This window comes from Cellulomonas sp., assembly GCF_035634735.1.
In the GTDB taxonomy this organism is placed as follows: Bacteria; Actinomycetota; Actinomycetes; order Actinomycetales; family Cellulomonadaceae; genus Cellulomonas.
Genome location: NZ_DASQCJ010000002.1, coordinates 51787 through 68371 on the forward strand (window position 1 = coordinate 51787; position 16585 = coordinate 68371).

The window sequence follows — 16585 nt, forward strand, 5'->3', positions numbered from 1 at the left end:
GCGATCACGCCGCCGGCACCCGCAGCCGCGCGCTCGTGCCCTGCCCCGGCCGCGACCGCAGGTCCACCGACCCGCCGTGCCGCTCCGCGACGACGCGCACCAGCGCCAGCCCGAGCCCCGACCCCGGGGTGCCCCGGGCCTGCTCGCCGCGCGCGAGCTCGTCGAAGACCGTGTCGAGCTCGTGCGCGGGGATGCCGGTGCCGGAGTCGGCGACCTCGACCTCCACGACCCCGTCGTCGTCCCGCCCGCGGACCTCGACCGTCGAGCCGGCCGGCGAGAACTTCAGCGCGTTCGCGAGCAGGTTGTAGACCGCCAGGTAGAGCAGGTCGACGTCGCCGCGGACGTGCGGCAGCGGCCAGGGCGCCTGCGGCAGCTGCACGGTGATGGCGCGCGGGACGCCCGCCGCGGCGGCCTGGTCCGTCAGGTCGGCCGCCGCGTCCTGCACCACCTGGGCGAGGTCGACGTCCTCGCGCTCCAGCGGGCGGGTCTCCAGCTCGGCGATCTTGCGCAGCTCGGCGACGAGCGCGGACAGCCGGGCGGTCTGCTGCCGGAGGGTGTCGTGGGCGCGGGCGGCGGCCGGGTCGAGCGCGGCGGGGTCCGGGACGACGCCCGGCAGGGCGGCGCGCAGGGCGGTCACCGGGTTCTTCATCTCGTGGTCCAGGCGGAGCAGGAACCGGCGGTGCGCGGCGCGCTCCTCCTCGCGCCCCGCGCGCTCGGCCGCCTCCGCGGCGGCGGCCACGGCGCGGCGCCGGTCCCGCGCGACGGCCAGCGCCAGCAGGACGACGGCGGTCAGCAGCAGGCCCGGCACGGCGAGCGCGACCGGCAGCGGCGTGCCGACCACCACGCGGAGCGAGCGGCCCGACGCGAGCGCGACGCCCGCCCCGAGCAGCCCCAGGGCGGCGGGGACCAGCGCCAGCATCAGCGCGAGCCGAGCCCGGCCCCTCACGGCCGGGTCCCGCGCTGCACGGCGCCGCAGAACCGGTAGCCGCCCGCCGGCACCGTCTCGACGTACCGCGGCGCGGCCGCGTCGTCGCCGAGGACGCGGCGGATCTCCGCCACCCGGTGGTCCACCGCGCGGCTGCTGACGGCGAGCTCGAACCCCCACAGCGCCTGGAGCAGCCGCTCGCGGGTGTGCAGCTCGTCGGGGTGCGTCATCAGGTAGTCGAGCAGCAGCGACGCCTTGGGGGTGAGCGTGACCTCCCGGCCGGCGACCCACACCCGCCGCGCGGTCCGGTCCAGGACCAGGTCGCCGCTGACCAGCCGCTCCGCCGAGGCCAGGGACGGCTGACCCGGGACCGCCCGGCGGAGGACGGCGCGGACCCGGGCGTGCAGCTCCTGGGGGTCGAACGGCTTGTTCAGGTAGTCGTCGGCGCCCTCGTCGAGCGCCGCGGACCGCTCGGAGGACTCGCCGACCTGGGTCAGCAGGACCACGGGCGTCCAGTCGCCGGCCGCGCGCAGCCGGCGGACCACCGACCGGCCGTCGAGCCGCGGCATGAGCACGTCGCACACCAGGATGTCGGGGCGCCACCGCGCGTGCACCGCGAGGGCGGCCTCGCCGTCGGCGGCGGTCTCGACCTCCAGCCCGCTGCGGGTGAGGAACGACGCGAGGCCGTCGCGGATCGCCTCCTCGTCGTCGACCAGCAGGACGCGCGGCGCGCCCGCGGTCACCGCGTCCCGCCCCAGACGAGGAAGCCGGTGACGACGAGCGCGACGACCAGGTAGGTCGCGAGCGCGAGGTAGCCGAGGACCAGGCCGATGACCGCGCACGCGGTGCCGCCCTCGCCGCGCGTCCGGATCTGGCGCAGCGCGACGTGCCCGGTGACGACGGGGACGACGGCGAACCCCAGCAGGCCGAGCACGAGGGTGACGACGGCGAGGGCGTTGGTCGGCCGGACGACGACCTGCGGGTACGGCTGCGGCGCGGGCTGGTACGGCTGCGGGGTGCTCATCGGGGGCTCCTGGCGTCGGCGCTGGTCGGGCGGGGACGGGGCGGGTGGGGACGGGTGGCCCGGGCGGCGCGGGTCATCCCGGGGCCACCGCGCCGGTCGCGCTGCCCGGGGTGTCGCCGGACACCGCCGGGGTGCCCTCCTCCCAGGTCACGGTGACGGCGGAGGCCTCGACGGTCACGGTGGTGACGCTGCGGAGGGCGACCTGCGCCCCCGCGCCGGAGACCACCAGGTGCCCGACGTCGCCGGCCACGACCACCGCGGCCGCGCCGCCGACCGTGAGGGTGTCGCAGTCGTCCGTGACCTCGACTGCCGCCCCCGCCCGGCTCACGGCCGCGTCGCCGCCCGCGCAGGTGACCTGGGCGGTGGTGAAGGGGAGGAGCGCGGCGCGCCCGGGGAGCGCGGTGCCGCCCGGGCCGTCGCCGGTCGCGGGGCCCCGGGTCTTCGTGCCGCCCGACGGGCTCGCCCCGGCCGCCGGCTCCGTCCCGGCCGCGTCCGGCGTCCCGTCGGACGTCGCGCGCGGCGGCGCCGGCGTCGCGTCCGCGTCGACCACCTCGACGCTGCACCCCGCCAGGCCGAGGGCGACGACGCCCGCGAGGACCGCCAGGGCCGGGCGGCGCCTCACGACGCCACCCCGGGCAGCAGGATCTCCACGCGCCGGTTCAGCTGCCGGCCCGCCGGGTTGTCCTGCCCGTCGACCTCGTTCGGCGCGACGGGGAGGTCCTCGCCGTGCCCGACGACGTCGAACGCGGTGCCGACGCCGCTGCGGGCGAGGTGGTCGGCCACCGCCCGCGCGCGGTACTCGGACAGCCGCTGGTTGAACTCGGCCGACGAGACGGAGTCGGTGTGCCCCTCGACCGACCCGGCCGGCGCCGCGACGGTCGCGAGGGCCGCGGCCAGCGCGTCGAGCGCGTCCTCGGCGTCGGGCCGGAGCTCCGCGGACCCGAAGTCGAACAGCACCCCGGCGTCCAGGGTGAGCGTGGCGCCGCACGAGGGCACCGGGGCGATCGTGCCCATCGACGGGAACGCGCCGAGCCGGGGCACGCGCGGCAGCGGGTCGACCTCGACCGGCACGCCGTCCACCGTCCCGGTGCCGTCGCCGAAGTTCTGCACCGTCAGCGTGCCGTCGGAGTACATCCCGGAGCCGTCGCCGTAGTTGACGATCCGGGTGTCCCCGTCGGACGCGACGCCGGACCCGTCCCCGTAGTTCACCACCGACCGGTCGCCGCGGGACCAGCCCCCGCCGCCGTCGGTGTGCACGTACACGCGCGTCGTGCCGTCGTCGTACACCCCCGACCCGTCGCCGTAGCTCACGACCGACACCCCGTCGGCGGCGTAGGTGCCCGAGCCGTCGCCGTAGACGGTGACGGTGGTGCCGTTCAGCACGTAGGTGCCCGAGCCGTCGCCGTAGTTCACCACCGACCCGTCCGGCGCGGTGAACACGCCCGACCCGTCGCCGTAGGCCAGCAGCGCACCGCGCCCGACCTCGACGGCGCCGCTCGCGTCGCAGCGCGTCGGCGTCACCGTCACGCCGGGGATGTCGCCGACGGCCGCGTCGACGCCGAGCGCGAACCCGGCGAGCGAGGCGTCGAGCATCGACAGGTCCGGCAGCACGACGAGCGGGACGGGCGGGATCTCTCCCGGCTCGTACCCGGCGACCGCGGGGAGCGCGGGCGTGGGCGCGGGGGCGCGGGTGGTCGCGGCGGGCGAGGCGGCGGGGCGCTCCCGCTCCCCGGCGGTCTCCGGCGCGTCGGTGCCGCAGCCGGTCAGGACGACCAGGGCGGCGGCGGTGAGCAGGGCGTGGCGGCCTCGCGGCTGAAGCGGCATGGCAGCACCGTAGGGGAGCGCGCGTCGCGGCGGGTCGCCGGTCTGTCGCAGCGGTGTCGCAGGTCTGCGACACGTCCGGCGCCGCGCGCGGAGGCCCCCCGTCGTCGGTTGCAACGTTGTAACCTCGCTCCCGTGGCGATCGAACCCGAGGGCAGGGCCGCCCCGACGCTGCGCGACGTCGCGCAGGTGGCGGGCGTGTCGTTCAAGACCGTGTCCAACGTGCTCAACGACCACCCGCAGGTGCGGGAGGCGACCCGGGCCAGGGTGCTCGCCGCCGTCGAGCAGGTCGGCTACCGCCCGAACCTGGCCGCCCGGAACCTGCGGCTCGGTCGGAGCGGCGTCATCGGCCTCGCGGTCCCCGAGCTGAGCCAGGCGTTCTTCGCCCAGCTCGCGGACGAGGTGATCCGGGTCGCGGCGGAGCAGGACCTGGTCGTCCTGGTCGAGCAGACCGGTGGGCTGCGCGAGCGCGAGCTCGAGGCGCTGCGGAACCCCCGGCTGTCGCTGACCGACGGCCTGCTGCTCGCCCCGCTCGGGCTCACGCACGAGGACGTCACCCCGGACCCGGCGGGCCGGCCGCTGGTGGTGCTCGGCGAGCCGCTGTTCCCGGGCCCCGTCGACCACGTGACGATGCAGCACGAGGCGGCGGCGCGCGCCGCGACGGAGCACCTGCTCGGGCTCGGGCGGCGGCGGGTGATGCTGCTCGGCGCGCACGCCGCGGAGGAGACGGGCGTGGCGGCGCTGCGGTACGCCGGGTACCGGGCCGCGATCGAGGCGGCCGGGCTCGAGGTCGACGACGCGCTGGTGGTGCCGATCGAGACGTGGGACCGCAGCAGCGGGGCCGAGGCGATGGCGCGGGTGCTGGACGCGGGCGTGCGGATGGACGCGGTGTTCGCGATGAACGACGACCTCGCGCTCGGGGCGCTGCGCTCGCTCCAGGAGCGCGGGGTGGCGGTGCCGGCGGACGTCGCGCTGGTCGGGTTCGACGACGTCGCCGACGGCCGGTACACCTTCCCGAGCCTCACGACGGTCGAGCCCGGGCGGCACGACATCGCGCGCGAAGCGGTGCGGCTGCTGCGCGAGCGGATCGACGACCGCGCCCGCGGCGAGCTCGAGCCCCGCGTGATCGCGCCGGGATTCCGGCTGGTCGTCCGGGAGTCGACGGGCTCCTGACCCGCGGCTCCGCGCCGCCGGTCGCCGCGCGGCCGCCGCCGGCGCGCGCGGTCACCCGGCGCCGGGGTTGACACGCCGCCGCCCCGCCCCGCAAGATCGCACTTACAACGTTGTCTTACAACGTTGTAAGCGGGCTCATCCCGAAAGGACACCACGCAATGAAGCGCACCCCCGCCCTCGTCGTCGCGCCGGTCTGCCTGGCGCTCGCCCTCGCCGCCTGCTCCGGCGGCGGTTCCTCCGACTCCGACGGCCCCGTCGAGCTGAACTTCTGGCACGGGTACACCGAGGCCGACGGGGACGTGCTCCAGCAGATCGTCGACGACTTCAACGCCGCCCACGACGGCGAGATCACGATCACCACGCAGGTGAACCCCTGGGACGTCATCGACGACACGTTCCTGCCGGCCCTCTCCGCGGACAACGGCCCGGAGATCGTCGCGATGCCGGCCGAGCGGCTGCCGGTGTACGCCGACCGCGGCGCGTTCGTCGACCTGGACGACTTCTACGCCGGCGACGACGCCACGCCCCACCTCAACGCCGGCGCGCTCGACATGGTGACGGTCGACGGCACCGCGTACGGCGTCCCGACCGGCTTCGTGCCGCTGGCGATGTTCTACAACCAGGCCCTGTTCGACGCCGCGGGCGTCGCGGTGCCGACGACCTGGGACGAGTGGGTCGCCGCCGCCGAGGCGCTCACCGTCGACCAGGACGGCGACGGCACGCCCGAGCAGTACGGCCTCGCGCTCGCCGACCACGCCACGGTGGGCAACGGGGTGTGGCCGTCGCTGTTCTACGGCAACGGCGGCGCGATCGTCGAGGACGGCCAGGCGGTCGTCGACTCCCCGGAGAACGCCGAGACGCTCGAGTTCTGGCACGACGCGATCACCGCCGGGAAGATCAGCCCGACCGGCGTCGACGGCGTGAGCGGCGACAGCCTGTTCAGCAGCGGCCGGGTCGCGATGTACATCGGCGGCCCGTGGATGGCGACCGTCTCCGAGGAGAACGGGATCGACTACGGCATCGCGCCGATCCCGGCCGGCCCCGAGGCGCAGGCCGCGTCCGCGATCGGCGTCTCCATGGCGCTCACCCGGCAGGCCGACCAGGCCCAGCAGCAGGCCGCGCAGGAGTTCTTCTCCTACTTCCTGTCCCGCGAGGAGTCCGTCGCCTGGGCGCTCGGCTCGGGCTGGCCCCCGCTGCGCACCGACGTCGCCGCCGACGAGGTGGACGAGAACCCGGTCGTCGCGGCGCTCACCGAGCAGGCCGAGCTGGGCCGCCCGCTGCTGCCCGGCGTGGTGAACAGCACCGACGTGCTCACGGCCGTCGACGACCTGACCCAGCGGGCGATGGCCGGCGAGCCGGTCGACGACCTGCTCGCCGAGGCGCAGACCGCGATCCAGGCCGCGCTGGACGACTGACCGACCCACCCGGACCGGCCGTCCCCGGGGCAGCGACCCCGGGGACGGCCTCACTCCCGAGAGGTACCGCCCCATGACCACCGCGCACGCGACGGGATCCCGCACGCGGGCCTACCGTGCCCCCGCCCCCCTCGGCGGGCGCCCGGACCGGAGCCTGCAGCGCACGCGCACCGGCGGGCGCCGGAACCGCGCCGCCCTCGCCTTCCTCGCCCCGGCGCTGCTCATCATGGCGGTGTTCGTCGCCTGGCCGATGATCTCGGCGCTGCAGCTCTCGTTCACCGACGCCAGCGGCTTCGGCGAGGCGCAGTGGGTGGGGCTGGACAACTACGCCCGGATCTTCACGGACGCCGACATCCGCGACGCGGTCGTCAACACCGTCGTCTACGCGGTGCTGTTCACCCCGACCGCCGTGATCGTGGCGCTCGCGCTGGCCCTGCTGCTGACGAACGACCGGCTGCCGTTCCGGGGGCTGTTCCGCACGTCCCTGTTCCTGCCGTTCATCATCTCGCTGGCCGTGGCCGCCCTGGCCTGGTCGTACCTCATCGACCCGCAGGTCGGGCTGCTGCACTACTGGCTGCGCGGGATGGGGATCGACCTCGGCAACGTGCTGCAGGACCCGACGCTGGCGATGCCGGCGGTCGCGCTGGTCGCGGTGTGGAAGAACTTCGGCTTCTACATGGTGATCTTCATGGCGGGGCTCCAGGAGATCCCGGGCTCGCTGTACGAGGCCGCCAAGATGGACGGCGCCGGCGCCTGGTCCCGGTTCCGGCACATCACGCTGCCGATGCTGTCGAGCACCATGGCGTTCGTCCTGATCTTCGCGATGATCGCCGCGCTCCAGGCGTTCGACCAGATCTACGTGATGACCGGCGGCGGCCCCTACGGGAACACCCAGACCGTCGTCATGGAGATCTACGAGTCCGGCTTCCGGAAGCTCGAGCTCGGGTTCGCCTCCGCCCTGTCCTACGTCCTGCTGCTCGCGACGCTGGTGCTGAGCGTCGTCCAGTTCGTGTTCTTCGGGCGCCGCGAGAAGGAGTCCTGATGTCCGCCGCCACCCTCGCGCCGGCCACCGCGCCGCAGCGCCCCGCCGTGCGGGCCGGGCGCCGCCGCGTCCGCGTCTCGACCGTCCTCATGACGGCCGCCGTCGCGGTCACCACGCTGATCGTCCTGCTGCCGCTGTTCATCGTCCTGTTCACCGCGTTCAAGCCGACGGCGGAGGTCAACGCCTACCCGCCGACGCTGCTGCCCGACGCCTGGACCATGGCGAACTTCGAGCGGATCTTCTCCGACCTGCCGTTCGCCCGGCTGATCGGGAACAGCTTCCTGTTCGCCGGCGGCGTCACGCTGTTCGCCGTGGCGTTCGACGCGCTGGCCGCGTACGCGCTCGCCCGGATCGACTTCCGGGGGCGGCAGGTGCTCCTGATCGCGATCATCGCGACCCTGATGATCCCGTTCCAGGCGACGCTGATCCCCGTCTACCAGATCGTCACCGACCTGGGCTGGGTCAACACGTTCGCGGGCCTGATCGTCCCGCGCGCCGCCGACGCGTTCGGCATCTTCTTCCTGCGGCAGTTCTTCATCGGCCTGCCGCGGGACCTCGACAACGCCGCGCGCATCGACGGCGCGTCCGAGCTGCGCGTGTTCTGGCAGATCGTCCTGCCGAACGCCCGGCCCGCGATCCTCACCCTGGCGATCTACATCTTCGTCAACAACTGGAACGACCTGCTCTGGCCGCTGGTCTTCACGACGCAACAGGAGATGGGCACCATCACATCCGGACTCACCCAGCTCACCGGCCCCGGCGGCATCGTGCCGTACGGCGTCATGATGGCCGGCGCGCTCGTCGCGGTCGTCCCGCTGGTCCTCGCCTTCATGCTCGTGCAGCGCAAGTTCATCGAGTCCATCGCCACCACGGGGCTCAAGTGACGGGGGTCGCGGCCGGCGGCCGCTGGTTCGAGGACGGGGCCCTGCACTTCGGGCTCGGCATCGAGGACACGTTCGTGCCGCAGGGCGGCCCGGGCGAGCGCCCGATCGACGAGTACGCGCTCACCGACCACTACGCGCGGTACGCCGAGGACCTCGGCCTGGCGTCGGACGCCGGGGCGACGTTCCTGCGCTGGGGCGTGCCGTGGCACCGGGTCAACCCCGGGCGCGGGGTCTGGGACTGGTCCTGGGTGGACCGGGTGGTCGACCGGTTCGGCGAGCTCGGGTTGCGGCCGGTGATCGACCTGCTGCACTACGGGACGCCGCTGTGGCTCGACGGGCAGTTCGCGCACCCCGACTACCCGCAGGTGGTGGCCGAGTACGGCGTCGCGTTCGCGGAGCGCTACGGCGACCGGGTCACGGACTACACGCCGGTCAACGAGCCGATGATCCACGCGCTGTTCTGCGGCGTGTACGGCTACTGGCCGCCCTACCTCACGGGGGACGCCGGCCTGACGACGATGGTCCGCGCGCTGGGCGAGGGCTTCGTCCGGACGCAGCGGGGGATCGCGGACGTGCTCGGCGACCGGGCGACGTTCATGCACGTCGACGCCTCGATGCGGTACGCCGGGGACGTCCACGGCGAGCACCGCGCGCAGGCCGAGCGCCTGACCCACCAGGCGCACCTCGTCGAGGACCTGGTGACCGGGCGCGTGGACGACGCGCACCCCCTGGTCGGCGTGCTGCGCGCGCACGGGACGTCGGACGACGCGCTCGCGTGGTTCGCGGACCACGCCGTGCGGCCGGACGTGATGGGGGTCAACTACTACCCGCGCATCTCGACCGAGGTGTTCGAGGAGGGCGTGCACCACGGCGGCGGGTTCGCCGACCCCCGCCCCGCGCAGGACGCCGGGGTCGCGGGTCTCGTGGAGGTGCTGCTCGAGGCCGAGCGCCGGCACGGGGCGCCCGTCATGCTGACGGAGACCGCCGTGACCGCCCCCGTCGCGGACCGGGTGGCCTGGCTGCACGAGTCGGTGGCCGCGATCCGCACGCTGCGCTCGGTGGGGCACCGGGTGGTCGGCTACACCTGGTGGCCGGTGTTCGACATGTACGAGTGGACGTACCGGCACGGCACGGCCGAGCGGGAGGAGTACCTGCTGACGATGGGGCTGTGGGACCTGGTCGAGGACGGCGCGGGCGGGCTCGACCGGCGGCGGACGCCGGTGGCGGACACCTACCGCGCGCTGGCGACGGACGCCCGCGCCAACGGGGCGCCCGCGGAGGCGGAGCGCCGCTGGGCGGCGTGACGGCGGGACGGCGGCGTCCCTGAGTGGTCGCCGAGCGCGGCTAGCGTCCGTCGCATGCGGGTGGGCGTCTACGTCGACGGGTTCAACCTGTACTACGGCGCGCGCGGGCTCTGCGGCCGGTCGACCCCGGGGTGGCGGTGGTTGGACCTCCGGGCCCTGGCCGCGCACCTCGTCGCGGGGCGGCCGGGGTGGACCGACGCCTCGATCGCCCGAGTCGTGTACTGCAGCGCCAGGATCAGCGGGGCGGGCAACCCGGAGGGGCAGCGCGAGCAGGACACGTACCTCCGCGCGCTGCAGCGGTCGGGCTCCGTCGACGAGCTGTCGATGGGCCAGTACGTCGCGCGCGTGTCCTGCGCCCCGCTGGCGGTCGCGGGGCCGCGAGGGAAGCCGGTTCTCGCGCACCCGCAGTGGCCGCTGATGGTGAAGGACGGCGCGGGGGCCGGCGCCCCGGACGCCACGTTCATGGCGTCGGTGGCGCGACGTGAGGAGAAGGGCTCCGACGTGAACGTGGCGTCGCACCTGCTGATCGACCTGTACGAGCGGCGCATCGACGCCGCCGTCGTGGTGAGCAACGACTCGGATCTGGCCTATCCCGTCCAGCACGCGCGGACCCGGATCCCGGTCGGACTGGTCAACCCCTCGCGCAACTACCTCGCGGGCAAGCTCGCGGGACGCCCGGACGACGGAGTCGGCGCGCACTGGTGGTGCCAGCTCCGGGCCGAGGACCTGACCCGGGCCCAGCTCCCGTCGAGGGTCGGGGCGCTGACGAAGCCGTCGCCCTGGTGACGTCGCTCGAGGCGCGGTGACACGGGGCGATGCCGACGGCTACGCTGGCGGCACACCACCCGGCCCCTCTGGGGTCGGGTTTTCTCGTCCCCGGGGTCGGGGCGGTCGGGTCTCGGTGACGTGCACGTCCGCGATGTGCACGTCGACCGTCACCCGCTCCGGGACCAGCGCCGTGCCGAGCGTCCGCTGGACCTCCGCCAGCACCGCCGACCGCGCGGCCGCGGCGTCCGGCCCGATCGGGGACCCGTAGGCCACGCTCAGCCGGAGCGCCACGCCGGCCAGCTCGGCGTCGGGGGCGACGTCGACCTGGACGTCGAGCACCCGCGCCGGCGTCGCACCGTCGACCGCGCGGCGCAGCACGTCGACGAGCACGGGCGTCGCGACGGTGAACCGGCCGTCCGCGCTCCGCCCGGCGACGTGCGGACCCGGGCGGAGCGTGCGCCGGACCCGCTCGAGCACGGCTTCGCGCGCGCGGACCCAGCCCGCGTCGGTGATCTCCCGCAGCGTGCCGGCCGCGCGCGCGACCACCTCGTCCGGGTGGTCGTGGTCCTCCGGGCGGCCGGAGGGGTCGCGGTCTACCGCCATGGCGCCAGCCTCCTCCCCAGCGTGGTCCGCGCCCGGTGCACCGCACCCCGCACCGCGTCGACCGTCGTCGCCTGCACCCGCGCGACGTCGGCGTAGGGCATGCGCTCCACCTCCACCAGCATCCAGCACGCCCGCTGCATCGGGGGCAGCTCCCGCAGGGCGATCTCGAGGGCGTCGCGCAGGTCGGCGGCCTCGACCGCGGAGATCGGGTCGCCCGGGGCCGCGGGCAGCGCCGCCTCCTCGGGCAGCGGGGCCGCCGGGTGCCGCGCCTCGGTCCGGACCCGGCGCCGCACGGTGTTGGTCAGGATGCCGAACAGCCAGGTGCGGACGGCCGCCTCGCCCCGGAACCGGTCGGCCGACAGCCACGCGGAGACGAGCGCCTCCTGGACGCAGTCCTCGGCCGCGCCGTCGTCGTGCAGCATCCGCCGGGCGTACCGGTACATGGCCGCGCCGTGCCGCTCGACCAGGGCCGCGAACGCGTCCCGGTCGCCGAGCCGTGCGCGCCGGACCAGCTCGGCGTCGTGCTCACCGGGCCTCACGGGCGCCAACCTAGCCTGTGACCCAGATCACAGCGACCGCACCGTGACGACCCGGCCGCCGCGGGCACCCACACGTGTCAGGACGGTGCGGCCGAGCCGCCATCCGGGCCCGCGACCGGCGGGCCGGGCCGCCGCGCCGGACGAGGAGGACGACATGACCGGCACCACGCCCGCCCAGGCCGGGACCGTGAACGACGCCCAGGAGCTGACGCCCAAGGACCGCACCCGCGCCGCCGCGAGCGCGCTCAGCACCGAGCGCGGGACCACCACGATCGCCGACACGGTGGTCAGCAAGATCGCCGGGATCGCGGCGCGCGACGTCGCCGGCGTGCACGACGTCGGCGGCGGCGCCCAGCGCGCCTTCGGCGCCCTCCGCGAGCGCATCCCGGGCGGGTCGACCAACTACTCGCAGGGCGTCAGCGTCGAGGTCGGCCAGTCCGAGGCGGCCGTCGACGTCGACATCGTGGCGGAGTACGGGGTCGCGATCGCCGACGTGGCGGAGGCGGTGCGCCGCTCGATCGTCACCGGCATCGAGCGGATGACCGGGCTCCGCGTCATCGAGGTGAACGTCAGCGTGAACGACGTCTGGCTGCCGCAGGACGACGAGCAGGACGGCGAGCCCGCGCAGCCGCGGGTCCAGTGACCGGGCGCGCGCTGCCGGCGCCGGCGGCGGACCCGGCGGCGGACCCGGCGGCTGCGGCCGCCCACGCCGTGCGGGCCGCCGCGCTCGCGGTGCCGGGCGTGGTCCGGCTCAGCGCCGGCCCGCTCGGCGAGGTCGGGACGTACCTGGCGGGGGAGCGGGTCGCCGGCGTGCGCCTGGCGCCGGACGGCGTGCACGTGCACGTCGTCGTGGTCGCCGACCTGCCGATCCCGGGGACCGCCGCCGCGGTGCGGGCCGCGGTCGCGGCGGCCGCCGGGGACGGGTCGCCGGTGCACGTGCACGTCGAGGACGTGGACCCCGCGGGGCAGCAGCCCCGCGGGTCGCAGGTCCCGCACCGCGGGACCGGGAAGGACGCGTGATGAGCTCGATGACGACGACCGGCCTGCTGGCCGGCCTGCTGCTGGCGGTGGCGATCACCACCGGCGGCCTGGTGGGCTTCCTGCTGGCCCTGGTGCTCGGCGGCCTCGGCCTGGTGGTGGGGGCGCACGCCGACGGGCGGATCGACCTCGGGGCGGTGCTCGGGGGGCGGCGCCGTGGCTGACGTCCTGGTCCCCGCGCGGACTCAGGTGCCGACCGCGGCGCACGCGGTCGGCGGCCGGGTGACGATCGCGGACCGCGTCGTGGCCCGGGTGGCCCACCGCGCGGCCGCGCGCGCCTCGACGCCGGTCCGCCGGGGTCCCGTGGGCACGGACCTCCCGCACGTCGACGTCGAGGTGGCCGGCCGGCGGGTGCGGGTGGCGGCGCGGGTGGCCGGGGCCTGGCCCGAGCCGGCCGCCGACGTCGCCGCGCGGGTCGCGGGCGCGGTGCGCGCGGAGCTGGAGGGGCTGGTCGGGGTCCGGGTCGACGACGTGCTCGTCACCGTCGAGGCCGTCGTGGCCGCGACCGAGGCGCGCCGGAGGGTGTCGTGAGCGCGGCCGCGGCCCACGTGGCCCCGCCGGTCCCGGCGGCGCGGCCGGCCCGGCGCGCGGGCGCCGCCCGGGTGCTGGGGGTGGTGCTGGCGGTGCTGCTGGTCCTCGCCGGCCTGGTGCTGGCGCGCGAGGCGCTGGCCGCCGCGTCGCGGCTGGGCCTGCGCCCGTCCCAGGCGTGGCTGCCCGGCGTGCTCCGGGCGGTCGACGGCCGCCCGGTCGACACCACCGTCGCGGTGGTCGGCGGTGTGCTCGCGCTGCTGGGCCTCCTGCTGCTGGTCGCCGCGTGGCGGCGTGGCCCGGCCGACGTGGGGCTGCGCGAGGCGCCGGCCGCGCGGCTGGGTCCGGAGGACGTCGCGCGGCTGTCGTCCGCGACGGCGGAGGACGTCGACGGGGTGCTGCGGGTCGCGTCGACGGCGACGGCGCGCGCCGTGCAGGTCCGTGTGCTCGGGACGGGGTCGCCGGGCCTGGCCGAGGAGGTGCGCTCCGCCGTCGAGGACCGGCTGGCCGGGCTCGACCCGGTGCCGCGGGTGCGCGTCGCCGTGCGGGACAGCGGGGCCGGGCGGTGAGCGCGCGGCGCGGCACCGGCCTCGACCGCACGGTGCTCACCGTGCTCGGCCTGGTGCTGCTCGTCGCGGGCGGGCTCGCGCTCGCCGCCGGCGCGGGCTGGACGTCCGGGGCCCGGGTGGGGTCGGTCGGCCTCGACCCGTCGACGGTGGACGTGAGCGGCGCGGTCACGGCGACGGGCCGCTCCTGGTGGGCCGGTGCGTGCGCGGTCGCCGCGGTCGGGCTGGTCGTCCTCGGCATGCTCTGGCTGCTCCGGCACCTGCCGCCGGGCGGCCTGCCCGACCAGGCGCTCCCCGGGTCGCGCACCGGCGAGCGGCTGCGCGTGGATCCCGGCGCGGTGGCCCGGGGCGCGGAGGACCGGCTGGAGGCGGACCCGCGGGTCCGCGGCGCCCGGCTCGCCGTGCGGCGCGAGCGCGCGGGGCTGGTGCTCGCCGGGGAGGTGAAGGTCGACGCCCGGGTCGACCTGCCAGAGGTGGCGGCGCTGGTCGACCGGGTGCTGCGCGAGGCGGCGGGGGTCCTCGGGTCGCCGCTGGCCGGGCGGGTGCGGCTGCGGGTCGGCCGGCGTCGGGCGCGCGGGCCGGTGGCCTGACCGCGGCGCCGGCGCCCGCCCGTCAGCCCACGGACAGGCGGAGGTCGCCCGGGTGACCGAGCAGCCCGCCCAGGCGGGCGGCCTCCGCCGCGAGCGCGTCGGCGGGGGGCGCCCCGGCCTCGGGGAACCACGTCACCTCGACCGCCCCCGGCCGCGCGGCCCACGTCCCCGCCACCACCCCGCCGCGCAGCACGAGCGGCGCGCCGCGCGTGACGCCCGGCCGTCGGGCCGCGGGCACGACCCGGGTGTCGGCGGTCCCCGGCCCGAGCACCCACTGGTCGTGCCCGGCGAGCAGCGTGACCGCGTCGGTCGGCTCCGCCGCCTCGACCTCGGCCACGTGCTCGCGCAGCAGCAGCGCCGGCTCCCCGTCGACGGCCACCTCGGCCGCGGCGTCCGCCAGCACCTCGTCCGTCCAGCGCTCGACCCGCCGGCGGCCCGCGCTGAGGCCGTCGGCGAGCCAGTAGTGCAGGTTCGCCCGGGTCGCGGGCCCGTACGCGGCGAGGTAGCCGGCGACGGCCCTGCGCCCCGCCTCGTCCAGGTCGGGCAGGCCGCGCCACGCCGGGCTCGCGGCCGGCGAGGCGAGCGTCGGGCGGCCGTCCACCGCCGGCCCGAAGCACAGCTCGCCGTGCCAGGCCATCGGCTTGAGCAGCGTCATGCTCGGGTGCAGCAGCGCCGGCCCGAGGTGGGCGAACCGCGGGACCGCGGCCACCGCGGCGGCGAACGCCTCGCGGTCCAGCGGGCCGTCGGCGAGCGCGGCGCGGACCGCGTCGAGCAGCGCCGGCCAGTCGTCGGGCCGGAGGTCGTAGTGCTCCTGCCAGCTGCGCAGCGCCCACTGCCGGCTCGCGGTCCGGACGGCGAGCAGCACGCCCGCCTCGTCGGCGGCGAGCAGGTGCGTCGAGCCGCGGAGGGCGAAGGTGCGGATCAGCTCGCCCGAGGCGACGGCGGCGGCGACGGCGTCCGGGGCCGGGTCGGCCAGCCGCCGGCGCACCGCGAGGTCGGGGTCCCCGGACCAGGCGGGGACCGCCCCGAGGTGGCGCACGACGTCGGCGGCGGTCGCCGCGCCGGGACCGAGGTGCTGCCGGCCGAGCCGCCACGCCAGCGCCTGCGCCGACGAGATCGTCATGCCCGCCAGCGTAGGACCGGGGACCGACACCCGGTCGTGCCGCGGGGGGACCCCGCCCGCCCGGGCCGGTCCCGCGGGCGGATCCGCGCGGGTCGCCCGTGGTGGTGACCTGGGGGCATGCCGCACCCGTCCCCGTCGCGCGCCGTCCCCGCGCCCGCCGTGCCCGCCCCCGCCGTGCCCGCCGGAGCCGCCGCACCCGCCCCGCCCGCCCCGGGCCCGCAGCCGACCCGCTGGCGGTTCCTCGACTCGCTCCGCGGGTTCGCGCTCCTCGGGATCCTGCTGGTCAACGCCGTCGACCTCACCGAGGTGACGATGCACCGCGCGGGCGGCGCCGCCGTCGCCGACCCGGTCCGCGACGCGCTGCACCTCGCCGTGCAGACCCGGTTCGTGCCGATCTTCGAGCTGCTGTTCGGCATGAGCCTGTGGTTCGTGCTGTCGGGCGCCCGGCGGCGCGCGGCACGGGCCTGGGTGGTGCCCGCGCGGCGGATGGCGGCGGTGGCGCTGATCGGCGCGGCGCTCATGGCCGTCTACCCGGGCAACATCCTCGTCGAGTACGGCGTGGTCGGCCTGCTCGTCCTGCCCGTCGTGGCGCTCGCCCCCCGCGGGGTGGTGCTCGGCCTGGGGGTGGTGCTGACGGGCGCGGCGTACGCGTTCGCGGGCGGCGGGCTCGCCGCGACGCCCGGCCTGGTGCTCGCCGGCGCGGGGGCCGCGGCGTACGGGCTGCCCCGGGCGCTCGAGACCCGCACCCGGGGCGTCGCGCTCGTGTGCGCCGCCGCCGCGGTGCTCGCGGTGCCCGCCCTGGCGTGGCAGCTGACCCAGCCCGGCGACCCGCGGTTCACCACCGCCGGCGGGGTCGCCGGCCTCGTGGTGGCGGTGCTCTGGACGACCGGGCTGGCCCTGCTCTGGCGCACCCCGGCGCGGCGCGCGATCGCCTGGTTCTTCGAGCCGCTGGGCCGGATGGCGCTCAGCGGGTACGTCGGGGCGGCGGTCGTCCTGGCGCTCGCGGCCCGGGTGGTCGACTTCGGGTCGATGGCGACGGTGACGCCGGTGGTGCTGCTGTGCGTCCCGCTGATCGTCGCGCAGTCCGTGCTCAGCCGGCTGTGGCTGCGCCGGTGCGCGTACGGCCCGGTCGAGTGGGCGCTGCGGTGCGCGACCTGGTGGCGTGCGGTGCCCCTGCGCGCCGACCCCGCCGCTCGGCAGGAGCCGCGCCCGGCCCGCGGCTAGGCTCGAGGGCACCCGCGC

The 16585-nt window shown here is 76.8% G+C and carries 21 protein-coding genes; 13 read left to right on the forward strand and 8 right to left on the reverse strand.

The features are described 5' to 3' along the window. Positions 1–4: 4 nt before the first annotated feature. The 5 genes from VER05_RS00340 to VER05_RS00360 all read right to left on the reverse strand — a co-directional run bounded on the left by VER05_RS00340 (position 5) and on the right by VER05_RS00360 (position 3773). Positions 5–919 (reverse strand): sensor histidine kinase, encoded by a 915-nt coding sequence (locus tag VER05_RS00340; RefSeq protein ID WP_324843418.1) that lies wholly within the window; start codon positions 917–919, stop codon positions 5–7. A gap of 23 nt (positions 920–942) precedes the next feature. Beyond that, a complete protein-coding gene (locus VER05_RS00345; RefSeq protein ID WP_324843419.1) occupies positions 943–1668 on the reverse strand; it encodes a response regulator transcription factor in 726 nt (241 codons plus the stop codon). Next, positions 1665–1949 (reverse strand): DUF4190 domain-containing protein, encoded by a 285-nt coding sequence (locus tag VER05_RS00350; RefSeq protein ID WP_324843420.1) that lies wholly within the window; start codon positions 1947–1949, stop codon positions 1665–1667. The genes VER05_RS00345 and VER05_RS00350 overlap by 4 nt, the downstream gene beginning before the upstream one ends. Positions 1950–2022: 73 nt before the next feature. Next, on the reverse strand, positions 2023–2571 hold the full coding sequence (locus tag VER05_RS00355; protein ID WP_324843421.1) for a DUF3060 domain-containing protein: 549 nt from the start codon (positions 2569–2571) through the stop codon (positions 2023–2025). Further along, complete coding sequence (locus tag VER05_RS00360; protein WP_324843422.1) at positions 2568–3773, reverse strand: OmpA family protein; 1206 nt, start codon at positions 3771–3773, stop codon at positions 2568–2570. The genes VER05_RS00355 and VER05_RS00360 overlap by 4 nt, the downstream gene beginning before the upstream one ends. A 132-nt stretch (positions 3774–3905) precedes the next feature. On the opposite strand from VER05_RS00360, the gene VER05_RS00365 reads away from it, so the two are divergent. From VER05_RS00365 to VER05_RS00390, 6 genes are all read left to right on the forward strand, one after another. Beyond that, a complete protein-coding gene (locus VER05_RS00365) occupies positions 3906–4943 on the forward strand; it encodes a LacI family DNA-binding transcriptional regulator (RefSeq protein ID WP_324843423.1) in 1038 nt (345 codons plus the stop codon). Positions 4944–5101: 158 nt separating this feature from the next. Beyond that, complete coding sequence (locus tag VER05_RS00370; protein WP_324843424.1) at positions 5102–6358, forward strand: ABC transporter substrate-binding protein; 1257 nt, start codon at positions 5102–5104, stop codon at positions 6356–6358. A gap of 73 nt (positions 6359–6431) precedes the next feature. Next, positions 6432–7400 carry a sugar ABC transporter permease gene (locus VER05_RS00375; protein WP_324843425.1) on the forward strand — a complete coding sequence of 323 codons (969 nt, stop codon included), beginning with the start codon at positions 6432–6434 and terminating at the stop codon, positions 7398–7400. Next, positions 7400–8284, forward strand: a complete 885-nt coding sequence (locus VER05_RS00380) for a carbohydrate ABC transporter permease (RefSeq protein WP_324843426.1) — start codon at positions 7400–7402, stop codon at positions 8282–8284. The genes VER05_RS00375 and VER05_RS00380 overlap by 1 nt, the downstream gene beginning before the upstream one ends. Beyond that, positions 8281–9588, forward strand: coding sequence for a family 1 glycosylhydrolase (locus VER05_RS00385; protein ID WP_324843427.1), 1308 nt, complete (start codon positions 8281–8283; stop codon positions 9586–9588). Before VER05_RS00380 ends, VER05_RS00385 begins: the two co-directional genes overlap by 4 nt. 54 nt (positions 9589–9642) lie before the next feature. Continuing rightward, positions 9643–10374 (forward strand): NYN domain-containing protein, encoded by a 732-nt coding sequence (locus VER05_RS00390; RefSeq protein ID WP_324843428.1) that lies wholly within the window; start codon positions 9643–9645, stop codon positions 10372–10374. Between the two features lie 39 nt (positions 10375–10413). Here the strand turns inward: VER05_RS00390 and VER05_RS00395 are convergent, their stop codons facing one another. Further along, positions 10414–10959 (reverse strand): hypothetical protein, encoded by a 546-nt coding sequence (locus VER05_RS00395; protein ID WP_324843429.1) that lies wholly within the window; start codon positions 10957–10959, stop codon positions 10414–10416. Beyond that, a complete protein-coding gene (locus VER05_RS00400) occupies positions 10950–11498 on the reverse strand; it encodes an RNA polymerase sigma factor (protein ID WP_324843430.1) in 549 nt (182 codons plus the stop codon). The genes VER05_RS00395 and VER05_RS00400 overlap by 10 nt, the downstream gene beginning before the upstream one ends. A gap of 154 nt (positions 11499–11652) precedes the next feature. Here VER05_RS00400 and VER05_RS00405 point away from each other — a divergent pair, with 154 nt between their 5' ends. The 6 genes from VER05_RS00405 to VER05_RS00430 are packed head-to-tail and all read left to right on the forward strand — an operon-like array spanning position 11653 to position 14220. Then, positions 11653–12141 (forward strand): Asp23/Gls24 family envelope stress response protein, encoded by a 489-nt coding sequence (locus tag VER05_RS00405; RefSeq protein WP_324843431.1) that lies wholly within the window; start codon positions 11653–11655, stop codon positions 12139–12141. Continuing rightward, the gene (locus VER05_RS00410; protein ID WP_324843432.1) at positions 12138–12518 is read left to right on the forward strand and encodes a hypothetical protein; all 381 of its coding nucleotides are present in this window, start codon (positions 12138–12140) and stop codon (positions 12516–12518) included. The genes VER05_RS00405 and VER05_RS00410 overlap by 4 nt, the downstream gene beginning before the upstream one ends. Further along, positions 12518–12700, forward strand: a complete 183-nt coding sequence (locus tag VER05_RS00415; protein ID WP_217614830.1) for a DUF2273 domain-containing protein — start codon at positions 12518–12520, stop codon at positions 12698–12700. Before VER05_RS00410 ends, VER05_RS00415 begins: the two co-directional genes overlap by 1 nt. Beyond that, entirely contained in the window at positions 12693–13067 is a 375-nt protein-coding gene (locus VER05_RS00420) for a hypothetical protein (protein WP_324843433.1), read from the forward strand. Before VER05_RS00415 ends, VER05_RS00420 begins: the two co-directional genes overlap by 8 nt. Next, on the forward strand, positions 13064–13633 hold the full coding sequence (locus tag VER05_RS00425; RefSeq protein ID WP_324843434.1) for a DUF6286 domain-containing protein: 570 nt from the start codon (positions 13064–13066) through the stop codon (positions 13631–13633). Before VER05_RS00420 ends, VER05_RS00425 begins: the two co-directional genes overlap by 4 nt. Continuing rightward, positions 13630–14220, forward strand: a complete 591-nt coding sequence (locus VER05_RS00430) for a hypothetical protein (protein ID WP_324843435.1) — start codon at positions 13630–13632, stop codon at positions 14218–14220. Before VER05_RS00425 ends, VER05_RS00430 begins: the two co-directional genes overlap by 4 nt. A 22-nt stretch (positions 14221–14242) precedes the next feature. On the opposite strand, the gene VER05_RS00435 is transcribed toward VER05_RS00430, so the two are convergent. Beyond that, positions 14243–15343 carry a DNA glycosylase AlkZ-like family protein gene (locus VER05_RS00435; protein WP_324843436.1) on the reverse strand — a complete coding sequence of 367 codons (1101 nt, stop codon included), beginning with the start codon at positions 15341–15343 and terminating at the stop codon, positions 14243–14245. A 117-nt stretch (positions 15344–15460) separates the two neighbouring features. Between VER05_RS00435 and VER05_RS00440 the strand changes: the two genes are divergently transcribed. Next, positions 15461–16567: a DUF418 domain-containing protein gene (locus VER05_RS00440; RefSeq protein WP_324843437.1), complete on the forward strand. Its 1107-nt coding sequence runs from the start codon at positions 15461–15463 to the stop codon at positions 16565–16567. The last annotated feature ends 18 nt before the right edge of the window (positions 16568–16585 follow it).